The following is a 14847-nucleotide window of genomic DNA, read 5'->3' as shown; positions in this document are numbered from 1 at the left end:
TCAGAATTTTTCAGAAATGGGCTTTTCAAACTATTTATAGTTGCTTACGCATCAATATTCGCATAAACCGCATTCTTCTCAATAAACTCACGACGCGGTGGAACCTCATCGCCCATAAGCATTGAGAAAATTCTATCTGCTTCGGTGCCATTGTCAATAGTAACCTGACGAAGCGTTCTAAACTCTGGGTTCATTGTGGTGTCCCAAAGCTGTTCGGCGTTCATTTCACCCAAACCTTTGTATCGCTGGATGGCTGCGCTTCCTCCAAATTGTTCGTTTAAGGCATCGCGTTCCTTATCGCTCCAAGCATATTCTTTTTTGGCACCCTTTTTCACCAAATAAAGCGGCGGAGTTGCAATATAAACACAACCAGCTTCTACCAATTCCTTCATATAGCGGAAAAAGAAAGTAAGGATCAGCGTTGCAATATGGCTACCATCCACATCCGCATCACACATAATCACTACTTTGTGGTAACGCAATTTTTCAAGGTTTAAGGCTTTGCTATCCTCTTCGGTACCGATGGTTACACCTAAAGCGGTATAAATATTTCGGATTTCCTCGTTTTCAAAAACCTTGTGGTGCATCGCTTTTTCCACGTTCAGGATTTTTCCACGCAAGGGAAGAATAGCCTGAAAATTACGATCACGGCCTTGTTTTGCAGTTCCACCTGCGGAATCTCCCTCCACAAGGAATACTTCGCATTTTTCTGGGTCTTGTTCGGAACAATCTGAAAGTTTTCCTGGCAAACCACCACCGCTCATCACGGTTTTGCGCTGTACCATTTCGCGGGCTTTTCGAGCAGCGTGTCTTGCTTGTGCTGCAAGAATTACTTTTTGGACAATAGTTTTTGCATCGTTGGGATGTTCTTCCAAATAATTTTCGAGCATTTCAGAAACCGCTTGGCTTACCGCTGAAGTAACTTCGCGGTTACCCAATTTGGTTTTTGTTTGCCCTTCAAATTGGGGCTCCTGCACTTTTACCGAAATAATTGCGGTCAATCCCTCACGAAAATCATCACCGGCAATTTCGAACTTCAACTTATCGAGCATACCGGAAGCATCTGCATATTTTTTCAAAGTACGCGTCAATCCTGCACGAAAACCGGCCAAATGCGTTCCACCTTCGTGAGTGTTAATATTGTTTACGTAGGAATGTAAGTTTTCGTTAAACGAAGTGTTATACACCATTGCAACTTCAACAGGAATATCGTTTTTCTCACCTTCCATTGCAATAACATCAGCAATAATTGGCTCGCGGTTTCCATCCAAAAAGCGGATAAATTCCTTTAAGCCTTCCTCACTGTGGAATTTTTCGGTTACAAATTCACCGTTTTCATCTTTTTCTCTTTTATCAGTAAAATAGATAGTAATTCCTTTATTCAAAAAAGACAGCTCGCGCATTCTACTGGCAAGCGTGTCATAACTATATTCCAACGACTGCTGAAATATTTGCGGATCTGGCTTAAAGGTAACTATGGTTCCACGGTAATCAGTTTCCCCGATTGACTTTACAGGATACATCGCCTTTCCACGCTCGTATTCTTGTTGCCAAACTTTACCATCACGGTGCACGGTAGCAGTTAAGTGTTCAGAAAGCGCATTCACTACTGAGACCCCAACCCCGTGAAGACCACCAGAAACTTTATAGGAATCTTTATCAAATTTTCCACCTGCTCCAATTTTGGTCATTACAACCTGAAGTGCGGAAACGCCTTCTTTTTTATGAAGATCTACGGGTATTCCACGCCCGTTATCTTTTACGGTTATTGAGTTGTCTTCGTTTATCCAAATTTCAATCGTGTCACAATAACCGCCCATTGCCTCGTCAATGGAGTTATCGACCACTTCATAAACCAAATGGTGCAAACCGCGCACGCCAACATCGCCAATATACATGGATGGGCGCATACGCACGTGTTCCATTCCTTCCAAAGCCTGAATTTGGTCGGCACCATAAGCGCCTTTTTTCTGTTCTTCGCTCATATTTTATTTTGAATGATTTTCATTTTTTTTCGTAACGAACAAATATAACCAAATCCCCAATAAAATTAAGGGTTTGCGTATTTTATAAGCCGTAAGTTATTAACAAATTCCTGTGAAAAAACCCAGCTTTTGAGAGTGTTTAAAATAGATTGGGATTTTGGCGTAATAGTTGCGCACTATTTTCGACTTATTTTACGTTTTAAGTTTACAAATTTTAGTATTTTTTTAAATTCGATTAGACTTTATATTCAAAGAATCATCTAAATTGTAAAACATGTTTTACGCCTAAATAAACGCTTTTTTATGAAAAAATTACTTCCCATATTTTTTATTGCACTTTCAATTTTCTCTTTTCAAAACCTGCAAGCGCAGAATTTTCCAGAGATGGATGCTTCGCCAATGGACCTTGCAATGGCACGCCCTGACAAAAAAAGTCAGCCTTTGGCAAGAGTTATCTACAGTCGTCCACAAAAAAAGGGACGTGATATTTTTGGTGGCGTGGTACCTTATGGCGAAGTATGGCGCACTGGCGCAAATGAAGCTACAGAACTAGATATTTATGTTCCCCTAAAACTTGGAAGTACAATTTTGAAACCTGGAACTTACACACTTTACACAATTCCTGATGAAGATAACTGGACCATCATAATAAACAGCGATACCAATGTTTGGGGTGCTTTCAGCTATAAAAAAGAAAAAGATGTAGCCCGAATTACAGTGCCCTGTGAACAAGCCGTTGCGCCTATTGAATCTCTGTCAATGATTTTTAAAACGGATGGTAAAGGAACCGTTTTGATGATTGGTTGGGATGACCATTATGTGGAAATTCCCTTTAAAAAAGTCTGAATTTTTTAAAAAGGAATTTCAATTAACAAATTTCAAGCACCAAATTCCAAAGTAATTGATTGGAGTTTGGTGTTTTTTTATTTGGAATTAAATTTAAGGTATATTTAAATATTTGTGTGTTTGCAACGAAACCTTCCACTTTGGGTTTTGCATTACATAATCAACAATCAACGGGCTCATTTTTTCGCGTTTGCTCCATTCTGGTTGCAAATAAAGAATGCAATCCCCTCCAACTTTAGCGGCCTGTTCTTCCGCAAAACGGAAATCGTCTTTGTTGAAAACAATTACTTTCAATTCATTCGCAGCTTTATAAACTTCCTCCGTTGGGAGTTTCATTTTTTTAGGCGAAAGACAAATCCAATCCCAGATTCCCGTGAGTTTGTAGGCTCCGGAAGTTTCAATATGCGTTTGCATTCCACGCTCCTTCAGCATTTCTGTCAACGGGCCCATATCCCAAGTAAGTGGTTCACCGCCAGTAATTACAATGGTTTTTGAATGTTTTGCCGCATTTTCAACTATTGCTTCAATTGCTGTTGGCGGATGCAAATCCGCATTCCAACTTTCTTTTACATCGCACCAATGGCAGCCCACATCGCAACCACCAACGCGAATAAAATAGGCTGCCGTTCCTTTGTGAAATCCTTCCCCTTGAATGGTGTAAAACTCCTCCATTAATGGGAGCATTACTCCTTTGTCAACTAAAATCTGCACTTCTTTTTTCATTGGTGCAAAATTACTTTAATTGTTGGGGAAAATTCCAAATTACAAGCACCAAATTCCAAATAAATTACAAGTGCAAAAAAAGCAAGTTTCAAATACAAGGTATTTAAATACAAATTTGTAAACTACAAGAGTAACAACATCTTGTTTGAATTTTGAACATTAAATTTTGAATATTATTTGGAATTTGGGATTTGAGTTTTGGTTTTTTTATTTGTTACATTTGAACAAAATTTAGAAAGATGGCAGATAAGCAAGTTTTTTTTGATTACATAAATAGCGGATATACAACCAAAGGCGATTTCATAAACCTTGGAGCCGCAATGCTTGATGGCGAAACCGTAAAAGATGCCTATGTGAAAATTCCATTGAAAACCTTGAACCGTCACGGATTGATTGCTGGGGCTACTGGTACTGGAAAAACAAAAACGCTACAAATAATTGCCGAAAATCTTTCTGAAAAAGGAATTCCCGTATTGCTAATGGACATAAAAGGCGATTTAAGTGGAATTGCTGAACCTGGAACTAACAATGCCAAAATTGAAGAACGCCACACTGCAATTGGCTTTCCGTATGAAGCCAAAAAATTTCCAGCCGAAATACTTTCACTTTCAGATCAACAAGGTGTTCGTCTTCGTGCTACCGTAAGTGAATTTGGGCCGGTTTTGCTTTCGCGAATTCTCGATTTAAGTGATGTTCAGGCAGGAATTGTTTCTGTAATCTTTAAGTATTGTGATGACAATAAAATGCCGTTGCTGGACTTAAAAGATTTCAAAAAAATATTGCAATACGCCACCGATGAAGGAAAAGAGGAATTTGCTGATGCTTATGGACGAATTTCCTCATCCTCAACAGGTGCGATTCTTCGAAAAGTTGTGGAATTGGAACAACAAGGTGCCGATTTATTTTTTGGTGAAAAATCCTTTGACACAGATGATTTGCTTCGTGTGGACGAAAACGGAATGGGTTACATAAATATCATTCGCTTGACCGATATTCAAGATCGGCCCAAACTTTTCTCAACGTTTATGCTAAGCCTTTTGGCTGAAATTTATTCAACCTTTCCCGAACAGGGCGATAGCGGCAGACCGGAATTAGTGATTTTTATTGACGAAGCACATTTAATTTTCAACGAAGCTAGCAGCGCATTGCTCAATCAAATTGAAAGTATTGTAAAATTGATACGTTCCAAAGGGGTGGGACTTTATTTTTGCACCCAAAACCCTACCGATGTGCCCGATGCTGTTTTGAGCCAACTGGGTTTAAAAATTCAACACGCGCTTCGTGCATTTACTGCTAAAGACAGAAAGGCAATAAAACTTACAGCAGAAAATTATCCGCTTTCAGACTATTATAAAACCGACGAAGTTTTAACAGCCTTGGGAATTGGCGAAGCTTTGGTAAGCGCCTTGAACGAAAAGGGAATTCCAACGCCTTTAGCCCGTACAATGCTGCGAGCCCCAATGAGCCGAATGGACGTTTTAACAGATGGCGAATTGAAGGATTTATTGAAAGCCTCAAAACTTATCCCAAAATACAACGAAGTAACCGATCGGGAAAGCGCTTATGAAATGCTGACCGAAAAAATTGAAATCGCCAACAAAGAAGAGGCTAAAGAAAAAGCCCAAAAAGAAAAAGAAGCCGTAAAAACCTCATCTTCAAGCAGAAGTTCTTCCAGCCGTAGAAGTGCTTCAAATCCGTGGTTGAAAACTCTTACCAGCCCAACTGTAATCCGTAGCGTTTTGGGGATTTTAGGGAAAATGATGAAGTAGTCAGTAGTCAGTAGTCAGTAGTCAGTAGTCAGTAGTCAGTAGTCAGTAAAATATCCTAAACTTTTAAATTCATAAACTTTTAAACTCATCAACTCACTCAACTTAATAATTTAATAATTCAGTAACTAAAAACATAAATGAAAAAGACACTTTTAATAATTGGAATAGTTTCACTTGCTTTTGTTCAATGCAAAAAGGACAGCGATCCTTTTTTGATTAAAAACGGTTCCATCGGTAATTTGACAAATGAAATGAAAGTTAAGCAGATAGATTCCATTTTTGCAACAGATTCCATCGTGAAAATAAATTCATCACCAAATGCATTGGAAACTCAAGGCGAGGTTGAAATTTATGAAAAAGGTGGGAAACAATTGTTGTTACTTTCACCGGATAATGAAAGTGATCCAAATTCAACTATAAAAAACATACAGATTTTTGACTCCAGATATAAAACCGAAAAGGGCCTGACCTCAGCAAGTACTTGGAAAGATGTGAAAGCCAATTATACGGTTGACAACATTCAGACCACAATCAATGCGGTAGTTATATTTCTTAAGGAAACAGACGTTTATTTAACTATTGACAAAAAAAGCCTTCCGGAGGAACTTCGCTACAACCTGGATTTAAAAGTTGAGGCAAGCCAAATTCCGGATGATGCACCTTTCAAATATTTTATGATTGGTTGGGAACCTGCTGCCAAATAAATTTTGCCTGCAAAGGTTTTGTTAACATTCATTAAATAGTGAATGCTTTCCTTTAATTTTAATCCAATTAACCATCTAAACAATTGAATTATGATTAAGATTTTAGGTTTTATTTTAACTATAGCTGGAGGAATTGCGCTCGTAATGGGCGTGCTTAGCGCATTTGGAAGTATGAATGTCGGCATGAGCCCTTGGGCACTTATAATTTTAGGCATAGTGTTCTTTTTTGCGGGTATAGGCCTTCTTAAAAACAGAAAAGATACAGATCAAACATAATTTATTAATTTTAAAACCCTTTGTTTTCAAGGGGTTTTTTGTTAAAAAAATCGTTATGCCAAATCCAAGAATCAAAAACGAAGAGCAATATGAGGCATTGCGGGACAAAGGATATAGCAAACAAAAATCTGCCCGCATCGCCAACACTCCAAATGCTGGTAAAAAAGGCGGCAAAGCCAAACCCTACGAGGAATGGACCAAAGCCGAACTTTATGAACAAGCAAAAAACGTGGGCATTGAGGGACGTTCAAAAATGAAGAAAAAAGAACTGATACACGCTTTAAGAAATAATTAATGAGCAACCCGCTAAGACCTTTCCATCTTGCCATCCCAGTGGATAATTTGGAAGTTTGCCGAAAATTTTACAGAGATACACTTGAACTTGCAGAAGGGCGAAGCAGTGACCATTGGGTTGATTTCAACTTTTTTGGTCATCAGCTTGTAATTCATCTAAAAGAGAAGAATTCCGAAGAAGAAACCATAAATCCCGTGGATGGAAAAAATGTGCCCATACCGCATTTCGGGGTTGTATTGGACATGAAAACTTTCAAAAATTTTTCAGAAAAACTGATTCAAAAAAACATTACCTTCATCATAGAACCGTACATTCGCTTTGAAGGACAAGTGGGCGAACAGGCCACCATGTTTTTTAAGGATCCCGCAGGGAATGCTTTGGAATTTAAAGCATTCAATGACTTAACACAATTATTCGCCAAATGATAAAACAAATACCACCTCAAATAATCCGACAAATATTTGTCATTTTGCTCATTTTGCTAATGGGCAGTCTTATTTTTAGGGAACTACTTCCTTATCTCACGGGGGTTTTGGGCGCAATAACCATTTATGTTCTTATGCGCAAATGGATGGCTAAATTGGTCAATAAGAAAAAATGGAACCCCTCACTTGCAGCTACCGTATTAATGCTCATTTCATTTTTTTTAATCCTTATACCCATTGCCGGAATAATTTTGATGCTTACCAACAAAATTGGGAGAGCAGTACAAAATTCTGAAGAAGTGATAAATGCGCTTAAGGAACAATTGGGCAAAATGGAAGATAAGTTTGGTTATGATCTCAATTCCCAAATTGATCCTGGAGCAATTACAAGTTGGCTTTCTGATAATTTGCAAAATTTGGCCGGCGGCACTTTTAATGCTTTTATCGCTATTGGGTTGATGTATTTTATGCTCTATTATATGTTTACAAATCGTGCGGACCTAAGAGAATCTTTAAAAGAATACATCCCGATGGACCGCGAAAACTTAAAGGAAATTGGATCCGAAGTTCAGGCCATGGTACGCTCCAATGCACTTGGAATTCCCTTGGTCGCAATAGCGCAGGGAATTGTGGCACTTATTGGTTTTCTTATTTTCGGAATTGAAGACCCCTTCTTTTGGTTTGTAATTGTTACTATTGGCAGTATGATTCCATTCGTAGGGACGTTGGTGGGTATTCTGCCTGTTTTTGTGCTCACACTTTCCACAGGACACAGCTTTCAAGCTTGGGGAATACTTATTTACGGCTTTGTTGTTGTGGGTTCTACGGACAATATAATTCGTCTTTATGTTTTGAAAAAATTAGATAATGTGCATCCGTTAATAACGCTTATTGGAGTAATAGTTGGCGTACCTTTATTTGGCTTTATCGGACTTATTTTTGGCCCATTGCTTATCAGTCTTTTTATGGTCATCGTTCGTATTTACAGAAAAGAATATGGAAAAGAGGAAACCGCAACCGAAGACGAACGTTTGTAAATTTTATTTTTTACGAAGAATTTTTTCCTGTCTCAAATTATTTATAACATAATTTTAAAAGTATTCCTTTTTCAATTCTTTAATTTTAAGGAAACAAAAAAAATATATGCTTTTCAGAAAAAAGAAAGAAAAAAAACCCTCTACCATCGCAATGATGGATTCCAAAATCAACGAAGATTATGTTGAGGAAAAGGTAACCAAAATAAAGGATGAAGATGTTGAAATAGTGATGAATAATGAAGAAGCTATTTCGGAAAAACTTAGCAACGCCAGCCCTTTGCGCAAATATGCCGAACTTGGTAAAATTATGTTCGCAATGCTGAAAGACGTTAAAAAAGGAAATTATCCAAATGTGCCGTGGTTTACAATTGCCTCCATTGCAGTAGCGCTTTTATACGTTTTCAACCCATTTGATTTAGTTCCAGATTTTATTCCCGGCGTTGGTTATATTGATGATTTGGCTGTCTTATCAATCAGCATGGGCTGGATAGAAACGGATCTTCACAAATATTTGGATTGGCGTTTGGCGGAAACTGAAAAGGCCTAACCTCTTCTTTGTTCGCGTGCTAAAAGTGTATTTTTTAAAAGCATCGCAATAGTCATTGGGCCAACACCTCCGGGAACTGGAGTTATGAACGAAGCCTTTTTGCTCACGTTTTCAAAATCCACATCGCCGGTAATTACATACCCTTTTGGATGACTTGGGTCTTCAACCCTTGTAATTCCAACATCAATAATTACAACATCATCTTTTACCATTTCCGCTTTTAAGAAGTTTGGCACTCCCAATGCTGAAATAATTATATCTGCTTGCGTGGTTATCTGCGCAATGTTTTTTGTGTTGCTGTGCGTAAGTGTTACTGTGCTATTTCCGGGCCATCCTTTTCGGCTCATTAAAATACTCATCGGTCGGCCAACAATATGGCTTCTTCCAATAACTACGGTATGTTTTCCTTTGGTATCCACATCATACCGCTGCAGTAACTCAAGAATGCCGAAAGGGGTTGCGGGAATAAAGGTACTCATATCCAGAGCCATTTTTCCAAAGTTTTCAGGGTGAAAACCATCCACATCTTTTGAAGGATCTACAGTGAGAAGTACTTTTTGGGTATCAATTTGTGGAGGCAATGGAAGCTGAACAATGAAGCCATCAATATTGTCGTCTTCGTTGAGTTCTTTAATCTTTTTTAATAATTCTAATTCACTGGTAGTATCTGGCATTTTAACCAATGTTGACTCAAAACCAACGCGCTCGCATGCCTTAACCTTGCTTCCAACATATGTAAGACTAGCCCCATCATTTCCAACAATAATAGCTGCTAAATGTGGAACTTTTTCACCACGCGCTTTCATTTTATCAACTTCGGCAGTGATTTCGTTTTTTATGTCGTTTGAAACTTTCTTTCCATCTAAAATGGTCATACTCCTAAAAATTAAAAATTAAAGACCTCTCGACTGCGCTCGAGGTGACATCATAAATCTACCTCATCTTCCCCATTGCCTGCATCATCTTTCTTCCGCCGCCGCCTTGCATCATCTTCATCATTTTGCTCATTTGGTCAAATTGCTTCAAAAGTTGATTTACCTGCTGAACGCTTGTTCCGCTTCCGATTGCAATTCGTTTTTTTCGGCTTCCGTTTATAATTGCTGGTTCGGTTCTTTCTTTTGGAGTCATTGAATGAATTATGGCTTCAATGCCTTTGAAAGCATCGTCATCAATATCAACATCTTTCAACGCTTTTCCTGCTCCAGGAATCATTCCCACCAAATCTTTCATACTTCCCATTTTCTTAACCTGCTGAATTTGGTTTAGGAAATCGTCAAAACCGAATTGATTTTTTGCAATCTTCTTCTGTAGTTTTCTTGCCTCCTCTTCGTCAAACTGCTCCTGCGCTCTTTCAACCAAGGAAACAACATCTCCCATCCCCAAAATACGGTCGGCCATACGGGCTGGGTGGAAAACATCTATAGCATCCATCTTTTCACCGGTACCGATAAATTTTATAGGCTTATCAACTACACTTTTAATGGAAATTGCAGCTCCACCACGGGTATCACCGTCTAATTTGGTAAGAACAACTCCATCAAAATTCAACCTTTCATTAAAGGCCTTAGCAGTATTCACTGCATCTTGCCCGGTCATGGCATCAACCACAAAAATTGTTTCCTGTGGGTTGATCGCTTTGTGAACGTTTGAAATTTCAGTCATCATCGCTTCATCAATCGCAAGACGACCGGCAGTATCCACAATTACAACATTGAAGCCATTTTGTTTGGCGTGTGCAATTGCGTTTTGAGCAATTTGAACTGGATTTTTATTTTCGGGTTCGCTATAAACCTCTACGCCTATTTGATCACCAACCACGTGCAATTGATTAATTGCCGCAGGACGATAGATATCACAGGCAACCAAAAGTGGTTTCTTTGTTTTTTTTGTTTTAAGATAATTCGCAAGTTTTCCAGAAAAAGTAGTTTTACCGCTACCTTGCAGACCGGACATTAAAATAACCGTTGGCGTACCGCTCAAATTGATACCGGCTGTTTCGCCACCCATCAATTCGGTCAATTCATCTTTTACCAGTTTCACCATCAATTGGCCAGGTTGCAACGTAGTAAGTACGTTTTGTCCCAAGGCCTTTTCTTTTACAGTATTGGTAAATTCCTTTGCGGTTTTAAAGTTAACGTCGGCGTCCAAAAGGGCACGGCGCACTTCCTTTAAAGTCTCTGCTACGTTTACTTCAGTGATGCTGCCGTGACCTTTCAGTACGTGCAGCGCTTTGTCCAGCTTATCGCTTAAATTATCGAACATATTCTTGCTTTCTTTTTAAGAGTTGCAAAGGTAAAAAAAAGTTGGCAGTATGCAGTTGCAGTAGGCAGTGTTTCTTAAGATTTCCAAATAATTAAACAGAATAAAAATATAGGAGTTTCGTATCTTGCCAATTCGAAAAAAGTATATGATAAAAGAAAAACTGCTCTCTCCATTCCAAAAATTCGTCAACCTTCAAAGCTCTACTGGAATATTGCTTTTGGCAACAACCATAATTGCCTTGGTGTGGGCCAATTCCGCCTTTTCAGAAAGTTACCAATCTTTTTGGCAGTATGAATTGGGTATTGTAACCGACAGTTTTGAACTCAAAAAACCATTGATACTTTGGGTAAACGATGGATTAATGGCTATTTTTTTCTTTTTGATTGGGTTGGAAATAAAGCGTGAATTTTTAATTGGCGAACTCAATTCAACCAAAAAAATTATGTTTCCGCTCTTTGGGGCAATCGGTGGAATTATAATTCCGGTACTAATTTATATAATTTTAAACCAAAACCCAGAAACCTTAAAGGGTTGGGGAATTCCGATGGCTACAGATATTGCCTTTTCACTGGCAATTTTAAAAGTACTCGGAAATAGAGTACCCTTGAGCTTAAAAATATTTCTTACTGCTTTTGCCATTGTTGACGATTTGGGCGCGGTATTGGTAATCGCAATTTTTTATAGTAGCAGCTTGAATTTTGTATTGTTGGGTGCCGCTTTTGTATTATTGGCAATTATATATTTCTTAAGCTATAGAGGATTGTATTTCGAATTTTTAACCATTGTTTCCGGCTTCGTTGTCTGGTTGTTGTTTTTAAAAGCTGGCCTCCACCCCACCTTGGCTGGAATCTTGATGGCATTTGCTATTCCCGTTAGACAAAAAATAAGCACCCACGAATTTACTGATCAACTGGAAAGTATTGTGGGTGAAATAAAAGAGAGCACCATTCTTCAAAAACCGGTACTTTCACCCAAACAACTAGAATTGATAGATGATTTGGAAGATTGGGCCGATGATTACCGTTCCCCCTTACAGCATTTAGAGCATAAGCTTCACAATTGGGTGGCTTATTTGGTAATTCCAATTTTTGCGCTTGCTAATGCGGGAGTTGCCATAAATAGTGAAGGCGGACTCGAAACGGCGCTGATAATAAATATTATGGTTTGTTTGATTTTGGGAAAAAGTATTGGCATCTCTACAGTTATCTTTTTGGCAAGAAAATTCAAAATCATCGAGGTGCCGAAAGACATAACCAATAAACAGATAATTGGTGTTTCTTTTTTAGCAGGAATAGGTTTCACAATGGCCATATTTATAGCTAGCTTAGCCTTTAACAGCAGTCCAGAATATATAGATTCAGCCAAAATTGGAATCTTAATCGGCTCTCTTATTTCAGCAGTTATTGGATTTGTTATTCTTCGGTTTAAGACGGTAAAGGGTAAGTTTAACCATTCTGTTATGGAGAAAAACGATTGAGTTTATTGGATTAAAAGTTTAAAAAGTTTAAATGGATTATCCCCTGATTACTTATTATTGTCAATCACGTAGTTAAGCACCTTCGTCATTAAATGAACCCTATCCTTCCCGCGCACATTGTGTTCGTGCATAGGGTACACAAAGAAATCCATCTGTTTTTCATTATCCACAAAAGATTTAATCAAAGAAAGATCGTGCTGCATAACAACTACTGGATCTATTGAGCCGTGGATTGTCAACAGTTTTCCAGTCAGGTTTTGGGTTTTGTTTAGCAAGCTGGCAGTTTCATAGCCTAAAGGATTTTGTTGCGGAGTGTCCATGTATCGCTCGCCGTACATAATTTCATAATATTTCCAATCGGTTACGGGTCCGCCTGCAACTCCTGTGGTGAAAACTCCCGGATTGCGAAGCATCATTGAAACTGTCATAAAACCACCAAAACTCCAACCGTGGATCGCCAAACGGTCGGCATCAACATACGGAAGTGATTTTAAATACTCCACCCCAACCAATTGATCTTTCAGTTCTTCAGTGCCTACGTTTCTATGAATTACACTTTCAAAAGCAAAACCTCTATTTGCGGAACCTCTACCGTCCAATGTGAAAACAAGGTAGCCTTGTTCTGCCATCCATTTCATCCAAAGTGACGCGCCATCGTTCCAAGAGTTTGTAATCAATTGTGCATGCGGCCCACCGTAAACATACACCAAAACTGGATATTTTTTATTCGGGTCGAAGTTGGATGGTTTTATTAAACGGGTATAAAGGTCAAAACCATCGTGCGACTTCAATTTTCCAATCTCCGTTGTTCCAAGTTTGTAATCTGCCATTGTATTTTCGGCTTTTACAAACGTTTGGATTGTTTTCCCTTTATTGTCAATTAACTGTGCAACGTTGGGTGTTTCGTGATTTGAATACTGATCAAAAATATATTTCCCATCTGCAGAAATACTAGTATTGTGCGTACCGCTGGTTTCCGTTAAACAGGTCTGTTTTCCATTTGAAATAGTCACCGAATACAATTTGGTATCCAAAGGCGATTCGCCTGTTCCTGTGAAATAAACTTCGGTTCCTTTAGTGTTGTTTCCAACTATTTCCTCAGCGACCCATTTGTTATTGGTCAATTGTTTTACAATTCCTTTGGAAGTATTGCACAGATACAGATTCATAAATCCATCCTTTTCGCTCATCCAAATAAAATCTTCGGAAGAATCTGCATAAAAATAGGCAGGATGCTCTGGTTCCGTCCATTTGTCGCTTTTCTCTTCCAGAATTGTTCGAACCAATTTTCCCGTTGCAGCATCAAAAAGTTGTAATTTCAAATGGTTTTGATCGCGGTTCAATTCTGCAATAACTATATTTTTTTCATCGGGCGTCCACGATAGATTGGTTAAATAATCTTCAACATTTCCAATGGGAGAAATAAAAGCTGTTTTCCCCGTGCTCAAATTATAAACGCCAACTTTTGGGCGCTCACTTTTCTGTCCCGCCATTGGGTATTTTATGGAAGTCAATTCTCCGGGAGTCGGGTCAATATTCAAAAGCGGATAATCTGCAACATCGTTTTCATCTTTTTGATAAAACGCGAGCAGATTTCCTTTTGGCGACCAAAAAATTCCGTTGGTTATTCCGAATTCACTTCGCGCAATTGCCTGACCGGAAACTATGTTTTTATCAGTATTATTAGTAACAGCAACGGTTGTGCCATCTGCTTTTTGGATGTATAAATTATTTTCTTTCGTATAAGCTACGTTTCCTGTTTCATTTTGAAGCGTACTATTTTCTGCAGATTCCTCAACCTTGGAAATTAGCTTCCCTTTTTTCTGTTTATAATCATACAAATAATAGGAATTGCCATCTACCAAATAAAAAGAATCGGTATTCTTCCACGTCATTCCCGAAAACCATTTTAAATTGCTGTTTAAGGTTTTATTTACCTCTGCAATTGAAAGGCTTTCACTTTGGTTTTTATTTTCGGCAGATCCATTTTTAAGCGTTGTTCTATTTTCAAGATAAACATAAGAAGTTGTTCCTGGAACCCACTGAAAACCTTGAATATTTTGAGGATAAAATTTGCCGTACTGTTCCAAAACGGCGTCTTTTAACGTGAGTTCCTTTTGCTGTGCGTTGCTATTAAATAAACAGAAAACAAAAAGTAGGACGGCGAAATAATGTTTCATAAGTGTATTTTTTTTGGTCGGAAAAGACAAAATATTCAAATATTCTTGAAAGAAGCTAAGATAAAAAACCTTTATGGTGTTTAAAGCATAAGCCAACAATTTTTAAGTTATCGCTTCAAGGGAATTTTTATAAATGTGGTAATAACGTTTTTGCTTTATTGTTTTCCACTTTCAATTAACATCACTCAAACCCATACTTGGGGTGTTTGCATCAATGCTGAATTGTTTCGCGTCTTTTTCATAAGCTTTAGATTTGAAGGTTTCAAAAGAAATTATTCATTCTCCAAAAGATTTTTAAAACGGTTTAGCAGTCATTCAAAA

At 38.2% G+C, this 14847-nt stretch carries 14 protein-coding genes; 9 read left to right on the top strand and 5 right to left on the bottom strand.

What is annotated here, in order from left to right; genetic code table 11:
* Positions 1 to 44: 44 nt before the first annotated feature.
* Positions 45 to 1985: a DNA topoisomerase (ATP-hydrolyzing) subunit B gene (gyrB, locus tag A7A78_RS07330; protein ID WP_068761781.1), complete on the bottom strand. Its 1941-nt coding sequence runs from the start codon at positions 1983 to 1985 to the stop codon at positions 45 to 47.
* Between the two features lie 303 nt (positions 1986 to 2288).
* Here gyrB and A7A78_RS07325 point away from each other — a divergent pair, with 303 nt between their 5' ends.
* Entirely contained in the window at positions 2289 to 2831 is a 543-nt protein-coding gene (locus A7A78_RS07325) for a DUF2911 domain-containing protein (RefSeq protein WP_068761780.1), read from the top strand.
* Positions 2832 to 2924: 93 nt separating this feature from the next.
* Here A7A78_RS07325 and A7A78_RS07320 read toward each other — a convergent pair whose 3' ends face one another.
* Positions 2925 to 3554 (bottom strand): 7-carboxy-7-deazaguanine synthase QueE, encoded by a 630-nt coding sequence (locus tag A7A78_RS07320; protein ID WP_068761779.1) that lies wholly within the window; start codon positions 3552 to 3554, stop codon positions 2925 to 2927.
* A gap of 239 nt (positions 3555 to 3793) precedes the next feature.
* On the opposite strand from A7A78_RS07320, the gene A7A78_RS07315 reads away from it, so the two are divergent.
* The 7 genes from A7A78_RS07315 (at position 3794) to A7A78_RS07285 (ending at position 8607) form a co-directional block, all read left to right on the top strand.
* Complete coding sequence (locus A7A78_RS07315; RefSeq protein WP_068761778.1) at positions 3794 to 5323, top strand: helicase HerA-like domain-containing protein; 1530 nt, start codon at positions 3794 to 3796, stop codon at positions 5321 to 5323.
* A gap of 137 nt (positions 5324 to 5460) precedes the next feature.
* On the top strand, positions 5461 to 6027 hold the full coding sequence (locus tag A7A78_RS07310; RefSeq protein WP_068761777.1) for a hypothetical protein: 567 nt from the start codon (positions 5461 to 5463) through the stop codon (positions 6025 to 6027).
* 90 nt (positions 6028 to 6117) lie between these two features.
* On the top strand, positions 6118 to 6303 hold the full coding sequence (locus A7A78_RS07305; protein ID WP_068761776.1) for a hypothetical protein: 186 nt from the start codon (positions 6118 to 6120) through the stop codon (positions 6301 to 6303).
* Between the two features lie 55 nt (positions 6304 to 6358).
* Entirely contained in the window at positions 6359 to 6598 is a 240-nt protein-coding gene (locus A7A78_RS07300; RefSeq protein WP_068761775.1) for a DUF7218 family protein, read from the top strand.
* Positions 6598 to 7023: a VOC family protein gene (locus A7A78_RS15105; protein ID WP_068761774.1), complete on the top strand. Its 426-nt coding sequence runs from the start codon at positions 6598 to 6600 to the stop codon at positions 7021 to 7023. The genes A7A78_RS07300 and A7A78_RS15105 overlap by 1 nt, the downstream gene beginning before the upstream one ends.
* Positions 7020 to 8060, top strand: coding sequence for an AI-2E family transporter (locus A7A78_RS07290; protein ID WP_068761773.1), 1041 nt, complete (start codon positions 7020 to 7022; stop codon positions 8058 to 8060). The genes A7A78_RS15105 and A7A78_RS07290 overlap by 4 nt, the downstream gene beginning before the upstream one ends.
* Before the next feature lie 106 nt (positions 8061 to 8166).
* On the top strand, positions 8167 to 8607 hold the full coding sequence (locus tag A7A78_RS07285; RefSeq protein ID WP_068761772.1) for a YkvA family protein: 441 nt from the start codon (positions 8167 to 8169) through the stop codon (positions 8605 to 8607).
* Here the strand turns inward: A7A78_RS07285 and A7A78_RS07280 are convergent.
* Positions 8604 to 9482 (bottom strand): bifunctional 5,10-methylenetetrahydrofolate dehydrogenase/5,10-methenyltetrahydrofolate cyclohydrolase, encoded by an 879-nt coding sequence (locus A7A78_RS07280; RefSeq protein ID WP_068761771.1) that lies wholly within the window; start codon positions 9480 to 9482, stop codon positions 8604 to 8606. The two genes, A7A78_RS07285 and A7A78_RS07280, sit on opposite strands and share 4 nt — an antisense overlap.
* Before the next feature lie 58 nt (positions 9483 to 9540).
* The gene (gene ffh, locus A7A78_RS07275) at positions 9541 to 10869 is read right to left on the bottom strand and encodes a signal recognition particle protein (protein WP_068761770.1); all 1329 of its coding nucleotides are present in this window, start codon (positions 10867 to 10869) and stop codon (positions 9541 to 9543) included.
* A 145-nt stretch (positions 10870 to 11014) separates the two neighbouring features.
* On the opposite strand from ffh, the gene nhaA reads away from it, so the two are divergent.
* Positions 11015 to 12346, top strand: a complete 1332-nt coding sequence (gene nhaA / locus A7A78_RS07270) for a Na+/H+ antiporter NhaA (protein WP_068761769.1) — start codon at positions 11015 to 11017, stop codon at positions 12344 to 12346.
* 47 nt (positions 12347 to 12393) lie between these two features.
* Here nhaA and A7A78_RS07265 read toward each other — a convergent pair whose 3' ends face one another.
* Positions 12394 to 14526 carry a S9 family peptidase gene (locus A7A78_RS07265; RefSeq protein ID WP_068761819.1) on the bottom strand — a complete coding sequence of 711 codons (2133 nt, stop codon included), beginning with the start codon at positions 14524 to 14526 and terminating at the stop codon, positions 12394 to 12396.
* Positions 14527 to 14847 lie beyond the last annotated feature (321 nt).

It is taken from the genome of Aequorivita soesokkakensis (assembly GCF_001641085.1).
In the GTDB taxonomy this organism is placed as follows: domain Bacteria; phylum Bacteroidota; class Bacteroidia; order Flavobacteriales; family Flavobacteriaceae; genus Aequorivita; species Aequorivita soesokkakensis.
This window is presented reverse-complemented; position numbering and strand designations above follow the sequence as displayed.